At 72.4% G+C, this 19,584-nt stretch carries 14 protein-coding genes and 2 tRNA genes; 1 reads left to right on the forward strand and 15 read right to left on the reverse strand.

The window, feature by feature from the left end; translation table 11 throughout:
- Window positions 1-8: 8 nt before the first annotated feature.
- From BLS70_RS17665 to BLS70_RS17700, 8 genes are all read right to left on the reverse strand, one after another.
- Window positions 9-1,103 carry a S49 family peptidase gene (locus BLS70_RS17665; RefSeq protein ID WP_176946474.1) on the reverse strand — a complete coding sequence of 365 codons (1,095 nt, stop codon included), beginning with the start codon at window positions 1,101-1,103 and terminating at the stop codon, window positions 9-11.
- 187 nt (window positions 1,104-1,290) lie between these two features.
- Window positions 1,291-1,363: transfer RNA gene (locus BLS70_RS17675), tRNA-Ala, on the reverse strand.
- 28 nt (window positions 1,364-1,391) lie between these two features.
- Window positions 1,392-1,535 (reverse strand): DLW-39 family protein, encoded by a 144-nt coding sequence (locus tag BLS70_RS20905; protein WP_176946475.1) that lies wholly within the window; start codon window positions 1,533-1,535, stop codon window positions 1,392-1,394.
- 69 nt (window positions 1,536-1,604) lie between these two features.
- Window positions 1,605-1,678, reverse strand: a tRNA-Ile gene (locus tag BLS70_RS17680).
- Between the two features lie 56 nt (window positions 1,679-1,734).
- Window positions 1,735-2,541, reverse strand: coding sequence for a DUF3566 domain-containing protein (locus BLS70_RS17685; protein ID WP_091770639.1), 807 nt, complete (start codon window positions 2,539-2,541; stop codon window positions 1,735-1,737).
- A gap of 105 nt (window positions 2,542-2,646) precedes the next feature.
- Window positions 2,647-5,115: a DNA gyrase subunit A gene (gene gyrA / locus BLS70_RS17690; protein ID WP_091770641.1), complete on the reverse strand. Its 2,469-nt coding sequence runs from the start codon at window positions 5,113-5,115 to the stop codon at window positions 2,647-2,649.
- A gap of 111 nt (window positions 5,116-5,226) precedes the next feature.
- Window positions 5,227-7,260 (reverse strand): DNA topoisomerase (ATP-hydrolyzing) subunit B, encoded by a 2,034-nt coding sequence (gene gyrB / locus BLS70_RS17695; RefSeq protein ID WP_091770643.1) that lies wholly within the window; start codon window positions 7,258-7,260, stop codon window positions 5,227-5,229.
- 344 nt (window positions 7,261-7,604) lie between these two features.
- Window positions 7,605-9,116 (reverse strand): APC family permease, encoded by a 1,512-nt coding sequence (locus BLS70_RS17700; protein ID WP_255362552.1) that lies wholly within the window; start codon window positions 9,114-9,116, stop codon window positions 7,605-7,607.
- A 31-nt stretch (window positions 9,117-9,147) separates the two neighbouring features.
- Here BLS70_RS17700 and BLS70_RS17705 point away from each other — a divergent pair, with 31 nt between their 5' ends.
- Window positions 9,148-9,444 carry a DUF2867 domain-containing protein gene (locus BLS70_RS17705; protein ID WP_091770645.1) on the forward strand — a complete coding sequence of 99 codons (297 nt, stop codon included), beginning with the start codon at window positions 9,148-9,150 and terminating at the stop codon, window positions 9,442-9,444.
- On the opposite strand, the gene BLS70_RS17710 is transcribed toward BLS70_RS17705, so the two are convergent.
- The 7 genes from BLS70_RS17710 to dnaA form a co-directional block, all read right to left on the reverse strand.
- Window positions 9,441-11,204, reverse strand: a complete 1,764-nt coding sequence (locus tag BLS70_RS17710; RefSeq protein WP_091770647.1) for an ABC transporter ATP-binding protein — start codon at window positions 11,202-11,204, stop codon at window positions 9,441-9,443. The two genes, BLS70_RS17705 and BLS70_RS17710, sit on opposite strands and share 4 nt — an antisense overlap.
- A gap of 13 nt (window positions 11,205-11,217) precedes the next feature.
- On the reverse strand, window positions 11,218-12,186 hold the full coding sequence (locus BLS70_RS17715; RefSeq protein ID WP_091770649.1) for a hypothetical protein: 969 nt from the start codon (window positions 12,184-12,186) through the stop codon (window positions 11,218-11,220).
- A 25-nt stretch (window positions 12,187-12,211) separates the two neighbouring features.
- A complete protein-coding gene (locus BLS70_RS17720) occupies window positions 12,212-12,712 on the reverse strand; it encodes a DciA family protein (protein ID WP_091770651.1) in 501 nt (166 codons plus the stop codon).
- Between the two features lie 79 nt (window positions 12,713-12,791).
- A complete protein-coding gene (recF, locus tag BLS70_RS17725) occupies window positions 12,792-13,952 on the reverse strand; it encodes a DNA replication/repair protein RecF (protein ID WP_091770653.1) in 1,161 nt (386 codons plus the stop codon).
- A gap of 98 nt (window positions 13,953-14,050) precedes the next feature.
- Window positions 14,051-14,986, reverse strand: a complete 936-nt coding sequence (gene gnd, locus BLS70_RS17730) for a phosphogluconate dehydrogenase (NAD(+)-dependent, decarboxylating) (RefSeq protein WP_091770655.1) — start codon at window positions 14,984-14,986, stop codon at window positions 14,051-14,053.
- Window positions 14,987-15,038: 52 nt separating this feature from the next.
- Complete coding sequence (gene dnaN / locus BLS70_RS17735; protein WP_091770657.1) at window positions 15,039-16,190, reverse strand: DNA polymerase III subunit beta; 1,152 nt, start codon at window positions 16,188-16,190, stop codon at window positions 15,039-15,041.
- 1,120 nt (window positions 16,191-17,310) lie between these two features.
- The gene (gene dnaA / locus BLS70_RS17740) at window positions 17,311-19,065 is read right to left on the reverse strand and encodes a chromosomal replication initiator protein DnaA (RefSeq protein WP_143030447.1); all 1,755 of its coding nucleotides are present in this window, start codon (window positions 19,063-19,065) and stop codon (window positions 17,311-17,313) included.
- Window positions 19,066-19,584: the final 519 nt, after the last annotated feature.

The raw sequence follows: 19,584 nt of genomic DNA on the forward strand, positions 1-19,584 counted from the left end.
CGGTGGGATCAGTCGCCGGTGCAGGCCGCCGAGAGCCCGCCGTGGAACGCCAGGACGAGCGGCGCCCCGTCGCAGACGGTGCTGCGACCGGGCTCCAGGGTGTCTGCGCCGGTGCCGCCCGTGGGCGAGTGCGCCGACAGCAGGGACTCCAGCAGGCCGGGGCCGGTGATCCGGTCGACCCGGGTGTCGTCGGGGTCGAGGTCGTTGAGCTCGGCGGCGTACCGGTAGGCCTCCTCGCGGCCCAGCACGCGGTCGACCAGACCCAGGTCGACGGCGGTCTGCCCGTCGAAGACGAAGGCGCCGAGCTCGTCCACGACGGTCTCCGCGGGGATGCCGCGGGCCTTCGCGACCCACTCGACGAACTCCGCGTACTCGCGGTCCAGTCCGCCACCGAGCACGGCGCGCTCCTCCGGCGTGATGTCGCGGTAGGGGTTGCCGAGGTCCTTGCCGCGCCCACGGGTGAAGTACTCCTCGGTGATGCCGCCCTCGGTGGTGATGCCCGGCTCGAGCAGCGTGCCGGGGATGCCCGTGACGTCGCGGAAGCGCTGGAAGGGCCCCATGACCACGCCGATGCTGCCGACGAGGCTGCCGTGGTCGGCCACGATCTGGTCGGCCCCGGCCATCGCGTAGACCCCGCCCGAGGCCGACAGCCCCTGGACGTGGGCCATCACCTGGTGGCCGGTGCGCTCCTGGTAGCGCTCGACGGCGTCGGCGATGGCGCGCGAGCCGTAGATGGTGCCCCCGGGGGTGTTCATCTCGAGGATCAGGCCGTCGGCGTCCTCGGCGTCCAGCGCGTCGATGGTGTCGGCGACCTCGTAGCCGTAGGTCGAGCCGCCGAAGGTCGCCCCGTCGCTCTCACCGCCGAGGATCACGCCGGTGACGGGGACGGACAGCAGCCGGCCCTCGGCCGTGTCCTCGCCCCAGACCGTCTCGGTCACCGGTCCCGACGTGTCGCTCTCGCCGGCACCGGACACCAGCCCGACGAGGGCCAGCACCAGGATCACGGTGCTGCCCACGCCGACGACGGCCAGACCGATGCCGGCACCGAGGCTGGCCCCGAGGCCCACGCCGAAGCCGCGCTTGAAGTTGCCCTGCTGAGGCATCGGCGGAGGCGGCATGGGGCGCCAGCCCGGTGGCGGACCGCCAGGTGGTGGACCTCCGGCCGGCGGGCCGGGTGGCCGGGGACCGGCGGGCCGGCCGGCCGGCAGGGATCCGGGCGGTGGGGACCCAGCGGGTGGTGATCCGGCTGCCGGCTGGTCGGTGCTCACGTCGGACCTCCCGATCGAGGAGTGGAGACGAGGGGAATCGAACCCCTAACCCCCGCCTTGCAAAGGCGGTGCTCTGCCAATTGAGCTACGTCCCCGACGGGGCCGGGGCCCCGGGGTGGTGGATCAGCGTGCCGTGGGGGTGCTGACGGCCTGCGGGCCGCTGGTGGCCTCGCGCCAGAGGTCGGCCTCGACCTTGCCGGTGGAGCGCTTGCGGACGGCGGCCACGGCGCCGACGGCCGCTGCGGCCAACGCCAGCTTCTTCAGCACGCGGAGGACCTCCTGGCGGTGGATGCACCGGGTCGATGCACGTACGCGCCGGGGGCACCGGCACACGGGTGGGCCTGGGAGGACTTGAACCTCCGGCCTCATCCTTATCAGGGATGCGCTCTAACCGCCTGAGCTACAGGCCCGTGAACCTCGAACAGAGTACCTGGGGCGGCGAGGACCCCCGGAGGGGGGTCCTCGCTCAGTCCCGCTCGGAGAGGGTGACCTCGAGGCCGCCCACGAGGTCCGAGCACATGTTGTAGATGAACGTGCCCACGGTGCACAGCGCCGTGAGCAGCACGACGTTGATCGCGCCGATGATGGCCGCGCCACCGAAGACGATGCCCGGGGTCAGCACCTCGCTGCCGGTGTCCTCGCCGCCCTCGGTGCCCAGCTGGCCGAACAGCTCGTTGAGGGTGTCGAAGACGCCGAGTGCGTTGAGCACCAGGTACAGCACGCCGACGGCGACCATCCAGATGAAGAACAGCGCGATCGACAGGACCAGCGAGATCTTCAGCGCCGACCAGGTGTCGATGTGCCGCAGCTGCAGCCGGGCCCGGCGCGGCCCGCGGCCCGAGGTGCGGCCCGGGCGGCTCTTGGTCGCGGTCGCCTGCGCGGTCCCCGGGACCGACGGCGCGCTCTGGGCCGCGGCGCCCCGGGACGGGGGCCCAGCAGCCGGCGGGACGGCGACCGGGGGGACCGTCACCGGCGGCGCGGCCGCGGGCGGGCCCGCGGGTGCACCGGCGGCCCGCTGCGCACCGGTCGTGGGGATCGCCTGGGTCCCCGTGGAGGGGATCGCCTGCGTGCCGGTGGCCGGACCGGACTGCGCGGCGGAGGCCGGCTGTGCGCCGGTGGGTGCCTGCGCACCGGGGATCGCGTGCGTCCCGGTGTCGGTGGGGGCCGGCTGAGCCGGCGTCTGCGCGGCGCCGTCGGCGGGCGCGCCGCCGTCGGCCGGGGCGTTCCCGCTGCGGGACCCGGTGCGCACCGAACCCTGTGGCCGGTCGCTCATACCAGTCTCCCGTTCGCCAGCGGCACGGACCGCTCCCTCGCGACCGGCGCCCGGGCAGCGCGCATGCGTGCCCGGGTGCCGATCAGTTCGTCACCAGGTGTCACCCTAGGCCGACGGCTCGTCGTTGTCCGTCGTACGCGCGATCGCCACGATGGACACGTCCTCAGGCAAGTTCATGAGCTTGACGCCCATGGTGGCGCGGTCCTTGTTGTGCCGCACCCCGTTGACCGGCGTCCGGATGACACCGCCCCCGGAGGTGATCGCGTACAGCTCGTCCCCGAGGGTGACCGCGAGCGCGCCGACCAGGGCGCCCTTGCGGGCCTTCGGGTCGGCGGTGAGCACGCCCTTCCCGCCGCGGCCCTGGTTCGGGTAGTTCTCGATGCCGGTCCGCTTGGCGAAGCCGCGCTCGGTGGCCACGAGAACGTCGACGCCCTCCTGGACGACCATCATCGACAGCAGGCGGTCATCCTCGGACAGCGAGATCCCGCGGACGCCCTCCGTGGCCCTGCCCATGGGGCGCAGGGCGCCGTCGTCGGCCGTGAACCGGATCGACATCGCCTTGCGGGTGACCAGGAGCAGGTCCGAGGTGCTGTCGATCAGCGCGGCCCCGACCAGCTCGTCGCCCTCGCGCAGGTTGATCGCGATGACGCCGCCCTGGCGGGGAGAGTCGAAGTCCGTCAGCCGGGTCTTCTTCACCTGCCCGCGCGCGGTGGCCAGGACCAGGAACGGCGCGACCGTGTAGTCCTTGATCTGCATGACCTGGGCGATCTTCTCGTCCGGCTGGAACGCCAGGATGTTCGCCACGTGCTGGCCGCGGGCGGTGCGGTTGGCCTCGGGCAGCTCGTAGGCCTTCGACCGGTAGACCCGACCCTTGTTCGTGAAGAACAGGATCCAGTCGTGGGTGGAGCCCACGAAGAAGTGGTCGACGATGTCGTCCTGCTTGAGGGCCGCGCCCATCACGCCCTTGCCGCCGCGGCGCTGGGAGCGGTAGAGGTCGCTCTTCGTCCGCTTGGCGTACCCGGTGCGGGTGATGGTGACGACGACCTCCTCCTCCGCGATGAGGTCTTCCATCGACACGTCGCCGTCGTTCGCGATGAACTGCGTGCGGCGGTCGTCGCCGTACTTCTCGACGATCTCGGCGAGCTCGTCCTTGATGATCTGCCGTTGGCGCAGCGGCTTGTCGAGGATGTCGAGCAGGTCGGCGATGCGGGCCTCGATCTCGGCCAGCTCGTCCAGGATCCGCTGCCGCTCGAGGGCCGCGAGCCGGCGCAGCTGGAGGTCGAGGATCGCGACGGCCTGGATCTCGTCGACGTCGAGCAGCTCCATCAGGCCGGAGCGCGCCTCGTCGGCCGACGGACTGCGGCGGATGAGGGCGATGACGTCGTCGAGGTGGTCCAGGGCCTTGCCGTACCCGCGCAGGATGTGCGCGCGCTCCTCGGCCTTGCGCAGCCGGTACCGGGTGCGCCGCTGGATGACCTCGATCTGGTGGTTGACGTACTCGCGCACCAGCTCGTCGAGGCGCAGCGTGCGTGGCACGCCGTCGACGATGGACAGCATGTTGCAGCCGAAGGTGGTCTGCAGCTGGGTGTGCTTGTAGAGGTTGTTCAGCACGACCTTGGCGACGGCGTCGCGGCGCAGGGTGAACACCAGGCGGCGGCCCACGCGGTCGCTGGACTCGTCGGCGATCTCGCTGATGCCCTGGATGCGGCCTTCCTTGACCGCCTCGGCGATGGACTCGGCGAGGTTGTCCGGGTTGACCTGGTAGGGCAGTTCGGTGCAGACCAGCTGCACCCGGCCGCGGGAGTCCTCCTCGACCGTGACGACGGCGCGCATGCGCACCGAGCCACGGCCGGTGCGGTACGCGTCCTCGATGCCCTCGCGGCCCACGATCAGGCCGTGCGTCGGGAAGTCCGGGCCCTTGATCCGCGCCATGCACGCGGCGAGGGACTCCTCGGCCTCCGCGTCGGGGTTGTCCAGCACCCAGAACACCGCCTCCGCGACCTCGCGGAGGTTGTGCGGCGGCATGTTGGTGGCCATGCCGACGGCGATGCCGGCGGAACCGTTGATCAGCAGGTTCGGGATGCGCCCCGGCAGGACCAGGGGCTCCTGGTTCTTGCCGTCGTAGTTGGGCTGGAAGTCGACGGTGTCCTCGTCGATGTTGGCCAGCATCTCCATGGCCAGCGGCGTGAGCCGGGCCTCGGTGTACCGCATGGCCGCGGCCGGGTCGTTGCCCGGCGATCCGAAGTTGCCCTGGCCGTCGACCAGCGGGTACCGCATCGACCACGGCTGGGCCAGGCGCACGAGCGCGTCGTAGATCGAGCTGTCGCCGTGCGGGTGGTAGTTACCCATCACCTCACCGACGACGCGGGCGCACTTGACGTAGCTGCGGTCGGGGCGGAAGCCCTGGTCGTACATCGCGTACAGGACGCGGCGGTGGACCGGCTTGAGGCCGTCGCGGACCTCGGGGAGGGCGCGGCCCACGATCACGCTCATGGCGTAGTCGATGTAGCTGCGCTGCATCTCCTGCTGGAGATCGACCGGCTCGACGCGGTCGCGGGGCGGGGTCTCTGTCACGGTTCGGGTCTCCACAGGTGGGTGCACAGAGGTGGACAAGTGTGCTGGTCAACCGGGCCGTCGGGCGCCGGCCAGGGGGTGTTCACCGGCCGGCCACCCGGCGGCGCCGGGTCACACGTCGAGGAAGCGGACGTCCTTGGCGTTGCGGGTGATGAAGCTGCGCCGGGCCTCGACGTCCTCGCCCATCAGCACGCCGAACAGCTCGTCGGCGGCCGCGGCGTCGTCCAGGGTGACCTGGAGGAGCACACGGGTCTCCGGGTTCATCGTGGTCTCCCAGAGCTCGGTGGCGTTCATCTCGCCGAGACCCTTGAAGCGCTGGATGGCGTCGTCCTTGACCTTCCGGCCGGACTCGGCAGCCGCGCTGAGCACGGCCTCCTTCTCCCGGTCGGTGTAGACGTAGTCGTCGGCGTGCTTGCCGCCCCACTTGATCTTGTACAGCGGCGGCTGCGCGAGGTAGACGTAGCCGGCCTCGACCAGCGGCCGCATGAAGCGGAACAGCAGGGTCAGCAGCAGGGTGCGGATGTGCTGGCCGTCGACGTCGGCGTCGGCCATCAGCACGATCTTGTGATAGCGGAGCTTCGAGACGTCGAACTCATCGTGGATGCCGGTGCCGAAGGCGGTGATCATCGACTGGACCTCGTTGTTCTTGAGGACCCGGTCGATGCGTGCCTTCTCGACGTTGATGATCTTGCCGCGGATGGGCAGGATCGCTTGGAACATCGAGTCGCGGCCGGACTTGGCCGAGCCGCCGGCGGAGTCGCCCTCGACGATGTAGATCTCCGAGGCGCGCGGGTCGGTCGAGCGGCAGTCGGCCAGCTTGCCCGGCAGCGAGTTGTTGCTGAGCAGGTTCTTGCGGGCCAGCTTGCGGGCGTCCTGCGCCGCGCGCCGGGCGCGGGCCGCCGACGACGCCTTGTTGATGATCGTCTTGGCCTCGGCCGGGTTGGCCTCGAACCAGTGGCCGATCTGCTCGTTGCAGACGCGCTGGACAAAGCCCTTGACCTCGGTGTTGCCGAGCTTGGTCTTGGTCTGGCCCTCGAACTGCGGGTCGCCGAGCTTCACCGAGACCACGGCGGCCAGGCCCTCGCGGATGTCCTCACCCGTGAGCTTCTCGTCCTTGGTCTTGAAGAGCTTCTTCTCCTCGGCGTACCGGTTGACGATCGAGGTGAGCGCCGTCCGGAAGCCCTCCTCGTGCGTGCCGCCCTCGTGGGTGTTGATCACGTTGGCGAACGTGTACACCGACTCGGAGTAGGCCTCGGACCACTGCATGGCGACGTCGATGGACATGGGCATGTCGTTCTTGCCCGTGCCCTCGGCGGCGAAGCTGATGACCGACTTGTGGATCGGCGACTTCTTGGCGTTGATGTGGGCGACGTAGTCGACCAGGCCACCGTCGTACTTGTAGGTGATCTCGGTGGGCTCGAAGGCCTCGGCCTCGTGCCCGACCTCGGTGGCCGCCTCGACGACGGAGATCTCCTCGGCCATCCCGGTCTCGGCCTTGCTCTGCCCCGGGCGCTCGTCGCGCAGGACGATGGTGATGCCCTTGTTGAGGAAGGCCATCTCCTGCAGCCGCCGGCTGATGGTGTCGAACGAGTAGTGCGTCGTCTCGAAGATGTCGCCGTCGGCCCAGAACGTGACCGCCGAGCCGCGCTTCTTCGTCGGCCCGACCTCCTCGAGCGGACGGGGCTTGGCGAGGTCGTAGCGCTGGAACCACTCCTGGCCGTCGCGCCAGACGTTGACCTCGAGCCGCGTGGAGAGCGCGTTGACGACGGTCACGCCGACGCCGTGCAGACCGCCGGAGACGCCGTAGCTCTTGCCGTCGAACTTCCCGCCCGCGTGCAGGACGGTCATGATCACCTCGAGGGTGGGCCGCTTCTCGACCGGGTGCATGTCCACCGGGAAGCCACGGCCGTTGTCCTCGACCCGCACGCCGCCGTCGGCCAGCAGGGTGACGCGGACGGTGTCGCAGTAGCCGGCCAGCGCCTCGTCGACGGCGTTGTCCACGACCTCCCACACCATGTGGTGCAGGCCGCGCTCGCCGGTGGACCCGATGTACATACCGGGGCGCTTCCGGACCGCCTCGAGGCCTTCGAGGACGGTGATGGAGCTGCCGGAGTAGGCGTTCTCGGTCTGCGGTGCTGCGACCACGGGGGGCCTTCCTTTCGCGCAACCGGCACACGCTCCCCCAGCCTTGACAGGGGATACGCGCAGAACGGCACTGGGCCCCTCAGGGGCGCAGAACGGCACTGGGCCGGTTGCTGGCGGTTTCTGCATCCGAGGATACCGGGTCCACCGACAAGAATGCCGCCGTCCACGCCCTCACGTCGTGTCTGAGCCCCTTGCAGCGTCCTCGCCACCACCGGTCCTGCCCCCGGGTATCGACACGCCGTCTCGGACGGCTCACGGGCGAGCAGCCTCCGGGCCGCAGTTTCCCGGCCCCGTCCGGAGGCTCGCCGCGAGCGTGCGGGGGGCGCCAGTGAAGCGGTCCTTCGTCAGTTACGGGGTCCCGAGGGGCGGTCGCCGCTGAGGTTCTGCGGGTCGAACGACGGCGTCTGCGCGCCCGTGCGGCGGTTGACCAGGACCGTCACCAGCCAGAGCACGACGCCGATCGCCAGCAGGATGCCGGCGATCCGGTACTGCTCGGCCGGGCGCCCGGCGAAGGGGGTGGCGAGGTAGCCGCAGGCCAGCGCGCCCACGACCGGCAGGAACGTCGGGGTGCGGAAGTGGTCGGCGTCGACGTGGTCCCGCCGCAGCACCAGCACCGCGATGTTGACGACGGTGAAGACCAGCAGCAGCAGGAGCGCGGTCGTGCCGCCGAGCGCCGGCACGGCCCCGACGAAGGTGATCAGGCCGAAGGCCAGGGCGGTGGTGAACAGGATCGCCGTCGTCGGGGTCCGGCGGCGGGCGCTCACCCGCCCGAGCAGCGGCGGCAGGACCCGCTCCCGGCTGAGTCCGTAGACCAGCCGGCTTGCCATGAGCATGTTGATGAGCGCCGAGTTGGCGACGGCGAACATGGTGATGACGCCGAACAGGCCGATCGGGAAGCCGGGGGCCCCGGCCTCGACAACCTGCAGCAGCGGGGTGTCGCCCTCGCTGAGCCTGTCCGCCGGGACCAGAGCGATCGCCGAGATCGACACCAGCACGTAGATGACGCCGGTGGCCACCAGTCCGGCGAGCAGCACCCGCGGGAAGATCCTCCGCGGCTCCTTGCACTCCTCGGCCATGTTCACCGAGTCCTCGAAGCCCACCATGGCGAAGAAGGCCAGCCCGGTCGCGGCGATGACGCCGCCCACCACCGACCGATCCCCGGTGTCGAACTCGGTCACGCGCGAGAAGTCGCCGTCGCCACCGCCCAGCGCCCACACGCCGACGCCGATCACGATGAGGAGGCCGGTCAGCTCGACGCAGGTGAGCACCACGTTGGCCTTGACGCTCTCGCCGACGCCCCGGTGGTTGACCAGCGCCACCAGCGTCATGAAGGCCAGCCCGATGAGGGTGATGCCGATGCCGTCGCCGAGGTCGAGCTCGAAGACGCTGGCGAAGTTGGCGCTGAAGGCCCGTGCGGCGGTCGACGCCGAGGTGATGCCGGAGCTCATCACCGCGAAGGCGACGATGAACGTCAGGAAGTGCACGCCGAACGCCTTGTGCGTGTACAGCGCTGCGCCCGCCGCCTGCGGGTACTTCGTGACCAGCTCCAGGTAGCTGAAGGCGGTCACCAGCGCGACGAGGAAGGCGACCAGGAACGGCAGCCAGACGACGCCGCCCACCTCGGCGGCCACCTGACCGGTGAGCGCGTAGATCCCGGTGCCCAGGACGTCGCCGACGATGAACAGCAGGAGCAGCCCCGGCCCCATGACCCGCTTGAGGGTCGGCTGGCCGTCGCCCGTGCGCTCGGCGGTGGTGGTGTCGGCCATCGAACCCTCCTGGGTGACGTGCCGCGCAGCGACGCCGGCGGAGGCGTCGATCGTCCTGCGCGGGACGCTGATCCGCGATGCGAGCGCCACCGCCCGATGACGCCGACACGGCGGCGTCGGGCTGCGCCGCGGGCGGCGGAACCCCGACCGGCTCCACGTCGGCGACGCCCCGGACTTGCGGCGGGTCGAGGAGGTCGAGCCCGGCCGGCTGCGGCGGCGGGCCGACATGCGGCTCCCCGGACCGGCCTGGCTCGGGTTCCACGTGGAACACGACGCCGACGGCGGAGGGACGACGCTTCGCCAGCGGGCCACGTTCGCCCCGCAGGGGCTGGCCGGCCACGCCTACCGGCGGTCGATCGGGATCTTCGACGGCACCGTCTTCGACGGGATGACCCGCGCCGCCGAGCAGTGCGGCTAGACCAGGAGCTGGGCGGTGGCGAGCTCGCGGTAGAGCGGGCTGCTGTCGACCAGCTCCGCATGGGTACCGCTGGCCACCACCCGCCCCTGGTCGAGCACCACGATCTGGTCGCTGTCCAGGACGGTGGACAGCCGGTGGGCGACCACCAGCAGCGCCCGGTCGGCCGCGGCCCGGCCGAGCGTCTCGCGCAGCAGGCCTTCGTTGCGCGCGTCGAGGCTGGCGGTGGGCTCGTCCAGCAGCAGCAGCTCGGGCCGGGCGAGCAGCGACCGCGCGATCGCCAGGCGCTGGCGCTCGCCGCCGGACAGCAGCACGCCCTCGTCGCCGACCAGCACGTCCAGGCCGCGGGGTGACCGGCGCACCACCTCGGTCAGGCCCACGTCGGCCAGCACGGCCCACAGCTCGGGGTCGGTCGCGTCGGGCCGGGTGAGCAGCAGGTTGTCGCGGACGCTCCCGGCCAGTACCGGCGCCTCCTGCTCGACGTAGCCCAGCCGGGCACGCAGCGCCGCGCGGGGCAGCTCCCGCACGTCGGTGCCGGCCCAGCGGAGCGCGCCGCCGGACACAGGGTAGAAGCCCTCGATGAGCGCCAGGATCGTCGACTTCCCCGCACCCGAGGGTCCGACCAGCGCCACCCGGCTGCCGGCGGCCACCTCGAAGGAGACCCCTCGCAGCACCGGCGTCCCGTCGGGATAGGAGAACGAGACGTCCTCCAGCTCGAGCAGCGGCGCACCCGCCCGGGGCGCGGCCGTGCCGGCCCGCTCGGGCTGCTCGTCGCGCTCCGGGGCCAGGGCCAGGATCTCCTGGATCCGCGCCAGCGCGCCGAGACCGGTCTGCAGCTGCGTGTACGCCGAGATCGCGTGACCCAGCGGCATGACCAGCAGGAACAGGTACAGGATGAAAGCGACCAGCGAGGCCACGGTGATCGAGCCGGCCGCGACCCGGTAGCCCCCGACGCCGAGGACGGCGAGGAACGCCCCCTGCACGGCGATGGACCCTGCCGGCGCGACCAGTGACTCCAGCCGCGCCACCCGCACGCCGGCCTCGAAGGCGCGCCGGGCGCTGCCCCCGACCGCAGTCACCTCGCGGGACGTGGCGCCGCTGGCCCGGATGGTGCGGACGGCGGACAGCGCCCGTTCCACGGCGGCCGTCATGGCGCCCACCTCCTCCTGCGCCTGCCGCGACGCGCGCTTCACGCCGCGGGAGGCGAGGACGGCGACGGTGAGCCCGAGGCCGACCGCGAGGAGGGTCACCAGCAGCAGCCAGACGTCCACCAGCGCCATCGCGACCACCGCACCGATGCCGAGCACCGCCGAGCCCGCCACGTCGACGACGCCGGAGGTGACCGTCGCGCGCAGCAGCGTGGTGTCGGCGCCGACCCGCGACATGAGGTCGCCCGTCCGCCGGCGGTCGTACTCGGCGACCGGCAACCGCAGCAGCCGGTCGGCCAGCAGCTGCCGGGTGGTGAGGACGACGCCCTCCGCCGTGCGCTGCAGCAGGTACTGCTGGAAGGCCCCGAGGGCGGAGGCCGCCAGGAGCACCACGACCAGCAGCGAGACGGTCGGCATCAGCCGCCCACCGGAGCCGACGACGTCGATGACCCGGGCGACCAGCGCGGGCTGGGCCAGCGCCCCGCCGGCGGACACCAGGGACAGCGCCGCGGCCGCGACCAGCGCACGGCGGTGCGGCCGGAGCAGGGGCAGCAGGTCCCGCGGACCCGCGCCGGGGGCGGCGGGTGCCCGGTCGGGCCGGTCCGGTGCGCTCAGCGTTGCGGCCCGGTCAGGAGCCGGCGGCGAGCGCGCCGACGAGCGCGGTCAGGAGCCGGGTGTGGTGCTCGATGAGCTCGGGCCGGTGACCGTCGGGGCGGATCGCGGCGAGGAAGCCCCCGGCGGTCCAGAACTCGTCGCCGTCGTCCGTGGCGAGCAGCAGGCGGCGCACGTCGGCGTCCCCGGCCAGCCGGCGCACCTGGGGGCCGTCCCCGGCGGCCAGCAGCATCCAGCGGCGCTCGAAGTCCGGATCCTCCGAGGGAATCTGCACCATGCCGCCCACGCCGTGCTTCCACAGCCGCGCGGGGGACAGCCGCAGCACCGGCGGTACGCCCAGCAGGGGCGCGGCGGTGATCGCGTACTCCGGCACCACGTAGCGCCCGGACGTGTAGACCGCGTCGAAGGCGACGAGGTCGAGCGCGCCGGCGCGGCCGCGCAGCACGCTGCCCGGGCGGTGGTCCTTGCTCAGCCGGGGCGGCGCGGAGGTGATCAGCGGCTGCAGGGCGGCGTCCTCGGGGGCGGTGCCGTCGGAGATCGTCCAGCCGCGCTGGAGCGCCCAGCCCTGGGCGCCGACGACGTCCCCCTGGTAGGTGAACGCCCGGTCCATCTCCGGATCCCGCTGCCGGCGACCGCCGAACAGCCCGCGTCGCTCGGGGACGGGCGCCTCCTGCGGCGGCGCACCCGGGGGCGCCCAGGAGGGGTCGACGGCGGAGGGCTCGACGCCGGAGGGGTCCGACGGCTGGGCTTCCTGCGCGGGCCGCTCGGGCCGGGCCGGCGGCAGGTCCCAGCCCGGGGGACGCCAGGCCTCGGGGTCGACGGAGTGGTCGCTGTCGCGCGGCCGACTGCGGCGGTCGGCGATGTTGGGCTCGTCCTGCACCGGCTCGTCCTGCGCAGCCGGCTCGTCGCCGCCGAGATGGGCGGGCTCCTGCCAGCCGCGGCCGGTGTCGTCGTCGTTGCTGTCGCGGTCCCGGGGCGTGCTCATCGCTGGCCTTCCGTCGTGGTGCGGGCTATCCGTAGGTGTCGCGGGGCCCCCGGCCGCGCACGGAGCGCGGGCCCTTCTTCCAGCTGGGGGCCGTCGGTCCGACAACGCGCAATCGGGTCACGACGTCCCCGCCGACCCCGGCGCGCAGCTTGCCGAGGATGGTGGGCGCCAGCAGGCGCAGCTGCGTGGCCCAGGCCGTGGACTCCGCGATGATCAGCAGCTCGCCCTCGGTGAGGGTCTGCGGCGCGCAGTGCGCGGCGATCTCCGGTCCGACGAGGGTCTCCCACCGGCCGAACACCGCGCCGGTCCGGGTGCGCTCGGACCAGTCCTGCGAGGCGACGAGCGAGTCGACCAGCCGGCCCAGCGGCTGGGGGTCGTCGGCACCGGGGCCGGGGCCGCTCCAGGTGCGGCGCGGCCCGGCGATGCGGCGACGGGTCGGCCGCGGGCGGGAGGCGGAGGCGGCGCGGGCCGCCTCGAGGGCCGCGCGGGCGATGTCGCTGGGGCGCGCCGGCCGGTCCTCGCTCATGGCTCGACTCCGGGCTCGTTCCGCTCCTCGCTCGCTGGCGCTCGCTGCGATGCTCGCTCCCCCGTCGTTCTCGCGGTGCTCATGCCACCTCCCCGGGATCGAGCACGCGCACGGTGCCGGCGCCGACCTCGACCCGGCCGCCGCGGAGCTCGGGCGGCACGTCGTCGAGCACGGCGGCGGTGATCAGCGTCTGCTCCGCTGAGCGTGCCACCTCGGCGAGCGCCGCGCGTCGCTCGGCGTCCAGCGTGGCGAAGACGTCGTCCAGGACCAGGATCGGGTCCTCGCCGTCGGCCCTCAGCAGCGCGAAGGTCGCGAGCTTGAGCCCGAGCGCCAGGGACCAGGACTCCCCGTGGCTGGCGAAGCCCTTGGCCGGAGCCGGGCCGAGGTGGATGACCAGGTCGTCGCGGTGAGGGCCGACCAGGGTCATGCCGCGGTCGAGCTCGTCCCCACGCCGCTCGGCCACCCGCTCGCTCATCGCGGCGGTCAGCTCGACGGCCGTCGGCAGCGGGGCGTCCGGGAGCAGCGCCGTCCCGGTCCCGGCCAGGGGCACCGTCGAGGAGTAGCCGAGCCCGGCGGTGAGCCCCCCGTCGCCGGCCACCCGGGCGTAGGACTCCGCGAGCTGCGGCGCGAGGTCGGCGACGAGCCCCAGCCGGGCGGAGAGGAGCTGACCGCCCAGGTCGGTGAGGTGGCCGTCCCACACGTCGAGGGTCTCGATCGCCTTGCCGCGCGCCAGGCGCGCGGTCTTGAGCAGCGCGTTGCGCTGCTTGAGCACGCGGTCGTAGTCCGCCCGGACGCCCGCGAGCCGGGGAGTCCGGGTGACCAGCAGCTCGTCGAGGAACCGCCGGCGCTCGGTCGGATCGCCCCGCACCAGGGCGAGGTCCTCCGGTGCGAACAGCACCGTGCGAACCATGCCGAGCAGGTCCCGCGGCCGCTGCAGCGGCGCCCGGTTCACCCGCACCCGGTTGGCCCGGCCCGGATTGATCTCGATCTCGACGAGCAGTTCGCGGTCGCCACGGCGCAGCGCAGCCCGTACGACGGCCTGCGCGTCACCGTGGCGGACCAGCGGGGCGTCGCTGGAGACGCGGTGACTGCTCATCGTGGCCAGGTAGCCGACGGCCTCGACCAGGTTGGTCTTGCCCTCGCCGTTCCGCCCGACGAAGACCGTGGGGCCCGGGGACAGCGGCAGGTCCACGCGTTCCCAGCTCCGGAAGGAGCCGACCTGCAGGTGCCGGACGTACATGTCCTCAGCTTTCCAGCGGCGGCGGGTCGGACCGGAACGGCCACCCTCCAGGGGCCCGCGCCGAGCCTGCGAGGCGTGGGGGGAAGGGTGGTCCTTCTTCAGGCGGGGCGCTCGACCTCGCCCTGCTCCACCGCGCGGACGGCGTGCCCGCCGAACTGGTTGCGCAGCGCGGCGACCGCCTTCATGGTCGGCGAGTCGTCCTGGCGGGAGGAGAAGCGGGCGAACAGGGACGCGGCGATCGTGGGCATCGGCACGGCGTTCTCGATCGCCTGCTCGACCGTCCACCGGCCCTCGCCGGAGTCCTCGGCGTAGCCACGCACCCGCTCCAGCGAGGGGTCCTCGTCCAGGGCGCGCACCAGCAGGTCCAGCAGCCAGGACCGGATGACCGTGCCCTGGGTCCACGACTTGATGACCCCGGGCACGTCCTCGATGAGGTCGACGGCCTCGAGCAGCTCGTAGCCCTCGCCGTAGGCCTGCATGAGCGCGTACTCGATGCCGTTGTGGACCATCTTGCTGAAGTGGCCGGCACCGACCGGTCCGGCGTGCACGAAGCCGGCGTCACCGCCGACGGGCTGGCCGGACTCGTCGGTGGGCGACGGCGGCTTGAGGGCGTCGAAGATCGGCTGGACCTTGGCGACGTCCTCGCCGCTGCCGCCCACCATCAGGGCGTAGCCGTTCTCCAGGCCCCAGACCCCGCCGGAGACGCCGGCGTCGACGTAGCCGATGCCCTTCTCGCGGCACATCACGTCGTGCACCTGGTCGTCGGTGTACTTCGAGTTGCCGCCGTCGACGATCACGTCACCGGCCTCGAGCAGGCCGGCGAGCTCCTTGACCGTCTCTCGGGTCGGGTCGCCCGAGGGCACCATCACCCACACCACGCGAGGAGCGGAGAGGGCCTCCACCAGCGCCGGCAGGCTGTCGACGTCCCGCTTGCCCGGCGAGCGGTCGTACCCGACGACCTCGTGACCGGCGCGGCGGATCCGCTCCGCCATGTTGCCGCCCATCTTGCCCAGCCCGATCAGCCCCAGCTGCACGTCGGCGTCCCCTCTTCGCGAATCACGGTTGTCCTGCCCATCGTGCCCCGGCTCAGCCCGGGAGGCGCACCGGCATGATCAGGTAGCGGTAGCTGCCCGGCCGGGGCGCGGGGGCGTCGCCGTCGTCGGCGGGCTCCTCCACACCGGAGAGGACCGCGGGCTTGAGCGGGCTGGTGAAGTCCATCCGCGCCCGGTCGGTGTGGACCGCGGCCAGCCCGTCGAGCAGGAACGTCGGGTTGAAGCCGATGGTCAGCGGCTCGCCGTCGAACTCGACGTCGCAACGCTCCTCTGCCTGGCCCTCGTCGTCGGTGCCGCCGGCCCGCAGGGTGACCTGGCCGGGGGTGAACTCGCAGCGCAGCGGCGTGCCGCGCTCGGCGACCAGCGCCACGCGCTTGGCCGCGTCGGTGAACAGCCCGACCGGGAGCGTGGCGCTGGACGCGGACTCGCTGGGCATGATCGCGCGATACTTGACGAACTCGGCGTCCAGCAGGCGGGTGGTGGTCTGCCGGTCCTTGCCGGAGAGGCCGAGGATGCCCTCGCCCGAGCTGCCCGAGGACAGCGAGACGGTGATCTCCGGTCCGCTGGTGAGCGTCTTGGCGGCGTCGGCCAGGGTGCGGGCCGGCACGAGGACGGCAGCGGACAGGCCCGGGGTGTCCGGCCGCCAGGCGAACTCGCGGACCGCCAGCCGGTACCGGTCGGTGGCGGCGAGGGTGATCTGGTCGCCCTCGATCTCCAGCCGGACGCCGGTGAGCATCGGGAGGGTGTCGTCGCGGCCGGCGGCGATCGCCACCTGGCTGACGGCCTCGGCGAAGACGTCGCTGTCCACCACGCCCGCCGACGACGGCATGTGCGGCAGCGACGGGTAGTCCTCGACCGGCAGGGTCGGGAGGCTGAACCGTGCGTTGCCGCACGTGATGGCCAGGCGCGGGCCGTCGGCGGTGAGCTCCACCGGGTGCGGCGGGAGGGCGCGGGTGATCTCGGCCAGCAGCCGGCCCGGGACCAGGACGCGGCCGCTCTCGCCGGCCTGCACGTCGGCCTCCGCACGCGCGGACACCTCGTAGTCGAAGCCGGACACCGACAGCTGGCTGCCGTCGACCTCGAGCAGGATGCCGGCGAGGACGGGGACCGAGGGCCGCGGCGGCAGGCTGCGGGCCGTCCACGCCACGGTGTCGGCGAGCACCTCTCGTGCCACCCGGAACTTCATCTGTCCATCCACCCGATCTCTTCTGCGTCCACGGTGCGCCGGGGAGCGGGGCGTGAGGCCCCGGCGCCGGTGCGGTGCTCATCGTGCCTGCTCGGGTGCCTCCGGGGGAAACCCTGTCCCCTGTCGGGTGCTCTGTGGAACCGCTCGTCCTGGCTGCTTCTGCGCTCCCTGGGCAGGGCCCAGCGGAGCGTCCCCATCCTGAATGTGGTTCAAGAAATTCTGGGTAGAAGTACTTCATCTTCGTCATCACACGTGTGGAAGCTGGGGACCGGGCCCCTTTCCGCAGGTCAGATGCCCACCGGGGCTGTTGGCCCGCTGTGGGTGGTCAGCGTCCGTCTGTTGTCGACACGTGGACAACTCGACCGCCGTGCACAGCGACCGCTGTTCGTCCACCTCCACTCCCCTGGTTGCCCCCCGTTCGTCCCCATGCCGTGTGCACGGAGGCCGGCCGGTGCACCGGGTCCTCGGCGGCTCGTTCCCTCGCCGTCGGAGAAAGCCCAGGTCAGCGGCGTATCGGGTGGTATGTGTCGTGCACTGCGAGGCCGGGGGCGGGATCGGGTCGGCTGTCCCGGTCCGACACCGGGACGGATCTCCCCAACCTGTGCACATTCCTGGGGACAACTTCTCGACGTGTCGACCGGATCATCGCTCGATGACCGGTCTCCGAGCCGTCGGAACAGGGCTTCCGCTGTCCACGGAGTTCCCCACAACTGTGGACAGCGACATGTCGACCCGGTCCCTGAGGTAGCCGGACGACCTCGTCGGTGGTGCGCAACCTGACGCGCCGGATGACCTCCTCCGACGAGCGAGGAAGCGGGCCCCGGGGGTCCCGCGAGGCCGACCGGTGAACCGTGGTGACCCGCAGCGGCGGTCCATCTGGGTCGTCAGGGCTCAACGGTTGTCGGAGGCCGCGGACGCGGACGGCGACCAGCCCCGCGGCCGGCGAGCGCCTGGGGGCCTCGAGGCCGACCGGTGAACCCTGATGACCCGCAACGGCGGTCCATCTGGGTCGTCAGGGTCCAACGATGCCCACCACACGGCTGGCGGCCGCGGTGTCGTCCGGCGGCCCCCTCCGGAGGCTCGCCGCGAGCCTGCGAGTGGTGAGAGGGAGGGGGTCCTCTTACTGCCGGGCGCGGCTCTTGATGCGGGCGGTGAGCTCGGTGACCTGGGTGTAGGTGGCCCGTCGCTCGCTCATCAGGTTGGTGATCTTCTTGACCGCGTGCATGACCGTGGTGTGGTCCTTGCCGCCGAACGAGGCACCGATGCGCGGCAGGGACAGCTCGGTGAGCTCGCGGCACAGGTACATGGCGATCTGGCGGGCGTTGACCAGCGTGCGGCTGCGGTTGGAGCCCTGGAGCTCCTCCATCGTCACGGAGAAGTACTCGGCCGTGGCGGCCATGATGATCGCCGCGGTGATCTGCGGCCCCTGCTCGTCGCTGATCAGGTCCTTGAGCACCAGCTCGGCCAGCGGCAGGTCCACCTGCTGCTTGTTCAGCGACGCGAAGGCGGTGACCCGGATCAGGGCGCCCTCGAGCTCGCGGATGTTGGTCTGCACCTTGCTGGCGATGAACTCCAGCACCGCGTCGGGCACCTGCAGCCGCTCGCCCCACGCCTTCTTGCGCAGGATCGCGATGCGGGTCTCGAGGTCGGGCGCCTGGACGTCGGTGATGAGGCCCCACTCGAAGCGGGTGCGCAGCCGGTCCTCCAGCGTCGTCAGCTTCTTCGGCGCCCGGTCGGAGGTGATGACGATCTGCTTCGACGCGTTGTGCAGCGTGTTGAAGGTGTGGAAGAACTCCTCCTGCGTCCGCTCGGCGCGCTCCAGGAACTGGATGTCGTCGATCAGCAGGAAGTCGATGTCCCGGTAACGACGGCGGAAGTCCTCGGCCCGGCCGGAGTGCACCAGGTTGATGAACTCGTTGGTGAACTCCTCGGTGCTGACGTAGCGCACCTTGACGTTGGGGAACATCCGTGCGGCGTAGTGGCCGATCGCGTGCAGCAGGTGCGTCTTGCCCAGCCCGGACTCGCCGTAGATGAACAGCGGGTTGTAGGCGCGCGCCGGCGCCTCGGCCACCGCGACGGCGGCGGCGTGGGCGAAGCGGTTGCTGTTGCCGATGACGAAGGAGTCGAAGACGTACTTCGGGTTCATGCTCGGGTCCAGGCCTGCGGGGCGACCGGAGTCCGTGCGCCGCCCGCGTCCTCCCCCACCGGCGGAGCGCCCGCGCTGGTCGCCGCCGCTGTCGTCGCTGTCGGAACCGTCGACGTCGAAGGGCAGGATGTCGGCCGATCGGCCGTCGTCACCGCCGCCCCAGTCGCGCCCGGTGGACTGGCTCCCCCAGGTGGTCGCCCAGTCCCCCGGCGCTCCGCGGTCGACCGGCGCCCGGTCGGCGGGTCGCAGCTCGCGGACCTCGGAATCCGCCCGGACCTGCCGGTCGTCGTGGCCGTCCCTGTCCCAGGGCGCGGATCCCACCACGTCGGTCCGCACGCCGAAGGCGCTCCGGCCGTCGTCGGCGCGGTCCCGGCTGGCCCGGTCCTCCTCGGCGCGCTGCACCTCGGCGGCGGTCCATGGGCGCCGGGTGGGCCGGGCCTCGTCGCGGGGCTCTTCGGCCGGCTCGGCCGGGGCGTCCTCGAGCTGGATGGCCACGCGGATCTCGCGGCCGAACTGCTCGGACAGCGCCTCGGCGAGCACCCGGCGCATCCGGGACTCCAGGACCGTCTGGGTGAACTCGTTGGGGGCGGCGAGCACGGCGGTGTCCTCGACCAGCCCCAGCGGGCGGGTGAGGTTCAGCATGGCGTTCTGCTGCGGGGAGAGACTGGTGGCCAGCCGCTCCCGGATCTGGTCCCAGACCGTCGCCAGGTCCAGCGTGGCGTCCGCCATGCGCTCGTCCTCCCCATGCCGTCGACCCCGAGCGGCCGGTTCCCCCGGGAGTCGCACCCCGTCAGCCTGACGGCTGCCGGGGATCCGCGCTCCGAACTCCTGCAGCACCTGCGGACGCTCGTGTTCCACACGGGTGTCCACAGGCTGTGCACGACCGGTGCCGTCGCCACCGGGGCCGGCGAGGTGCCCGGGGTCTGCCCAGCGTTTCCGCTGGTCAGCGCCCCGTCGTCGGGATCCACGGGCGCTACGGGGGTCGGGAGACCGAGGGGTCGGCCCACGCGCCGTGACCCTGTCGTCCGGTGCGGGGCGACGGCGACGCTAACAGCCCCGTCCACAGCCCGGCAATCACGCGTCCACTGCTCCGGGCGCGTCGCGACGGCGTGCCGTCACCGCGACGTGGCGGCCGCCGGGGCATCATGACCTGTCCGGACGAATCCCGGGCACCGGCGGCCCGGCTTCCTCGGCTATGCTGTCCGGAGTCCGTGACGGCTGTTGCCGCCATGCCCGCTCCGCGCGGCG

It is taken from the genome of Blastococcus aurantiacus (assembly GCF_900102425.1).
In the GTDB taxonomy this organism is placed as follows: domain Bacteria; phylum Actinomycetota; class Actinomycetes; order Mycobacteriales; family Geodermatophilaceae; genus Blastococcus; species Blastococcus aurantiacus.

Coding starts and splice junctions, on each gene's coding strand:
- BLS70_RS17665 (WP_176946474.1), bottom strand. CDS start 1,103: ATGCCTCAGCAGGGCAACTTCAAGCGCGGCTTCGGCGTGGGCCTCGGG.
- BLS70_RS17685 (WP_091770639.1), bottom strand. CDS start 2,541: ATGAGCGACCGGCCACAGGGTTCGGTGCGCACCGGGTCCCGCAGCGGG.
- BLS70_RS17715 (WP_091770649.1), bottom strand. CDS start 12,186: ATGAGCACGCCCCGGGACCGCGACAGCAACGACGACGACACCGGCCGC.
- BLS70_RS17720 (WP_091770651.1), bottom strand. CDS start 12,712: ATGAGCGAGGACCGGCCGGCGCGCCCCAGCGACATCGCCCGCGCGGCC.
- recF (WP_091770653.1), bottom strand. CDS start 13,952: ATGTACGTCCGGCACCTGCAGGTCGGCTCCTTCCGGAGCTGGGAACGC.
- dnaN (WP_091770657.1), bottom strand. CDS start 16,190: ATGAAGTTCCGGGTGGCACGAGAGGTGCTCGCCGACACCGTGGCGTGG.
- dnaA (WP_143030447.1), bottom strand. CDS start 19,065: ATGGCGGACGCCACGCTGGACCTGGCGACGGTCTGGGACCAGATCCGG.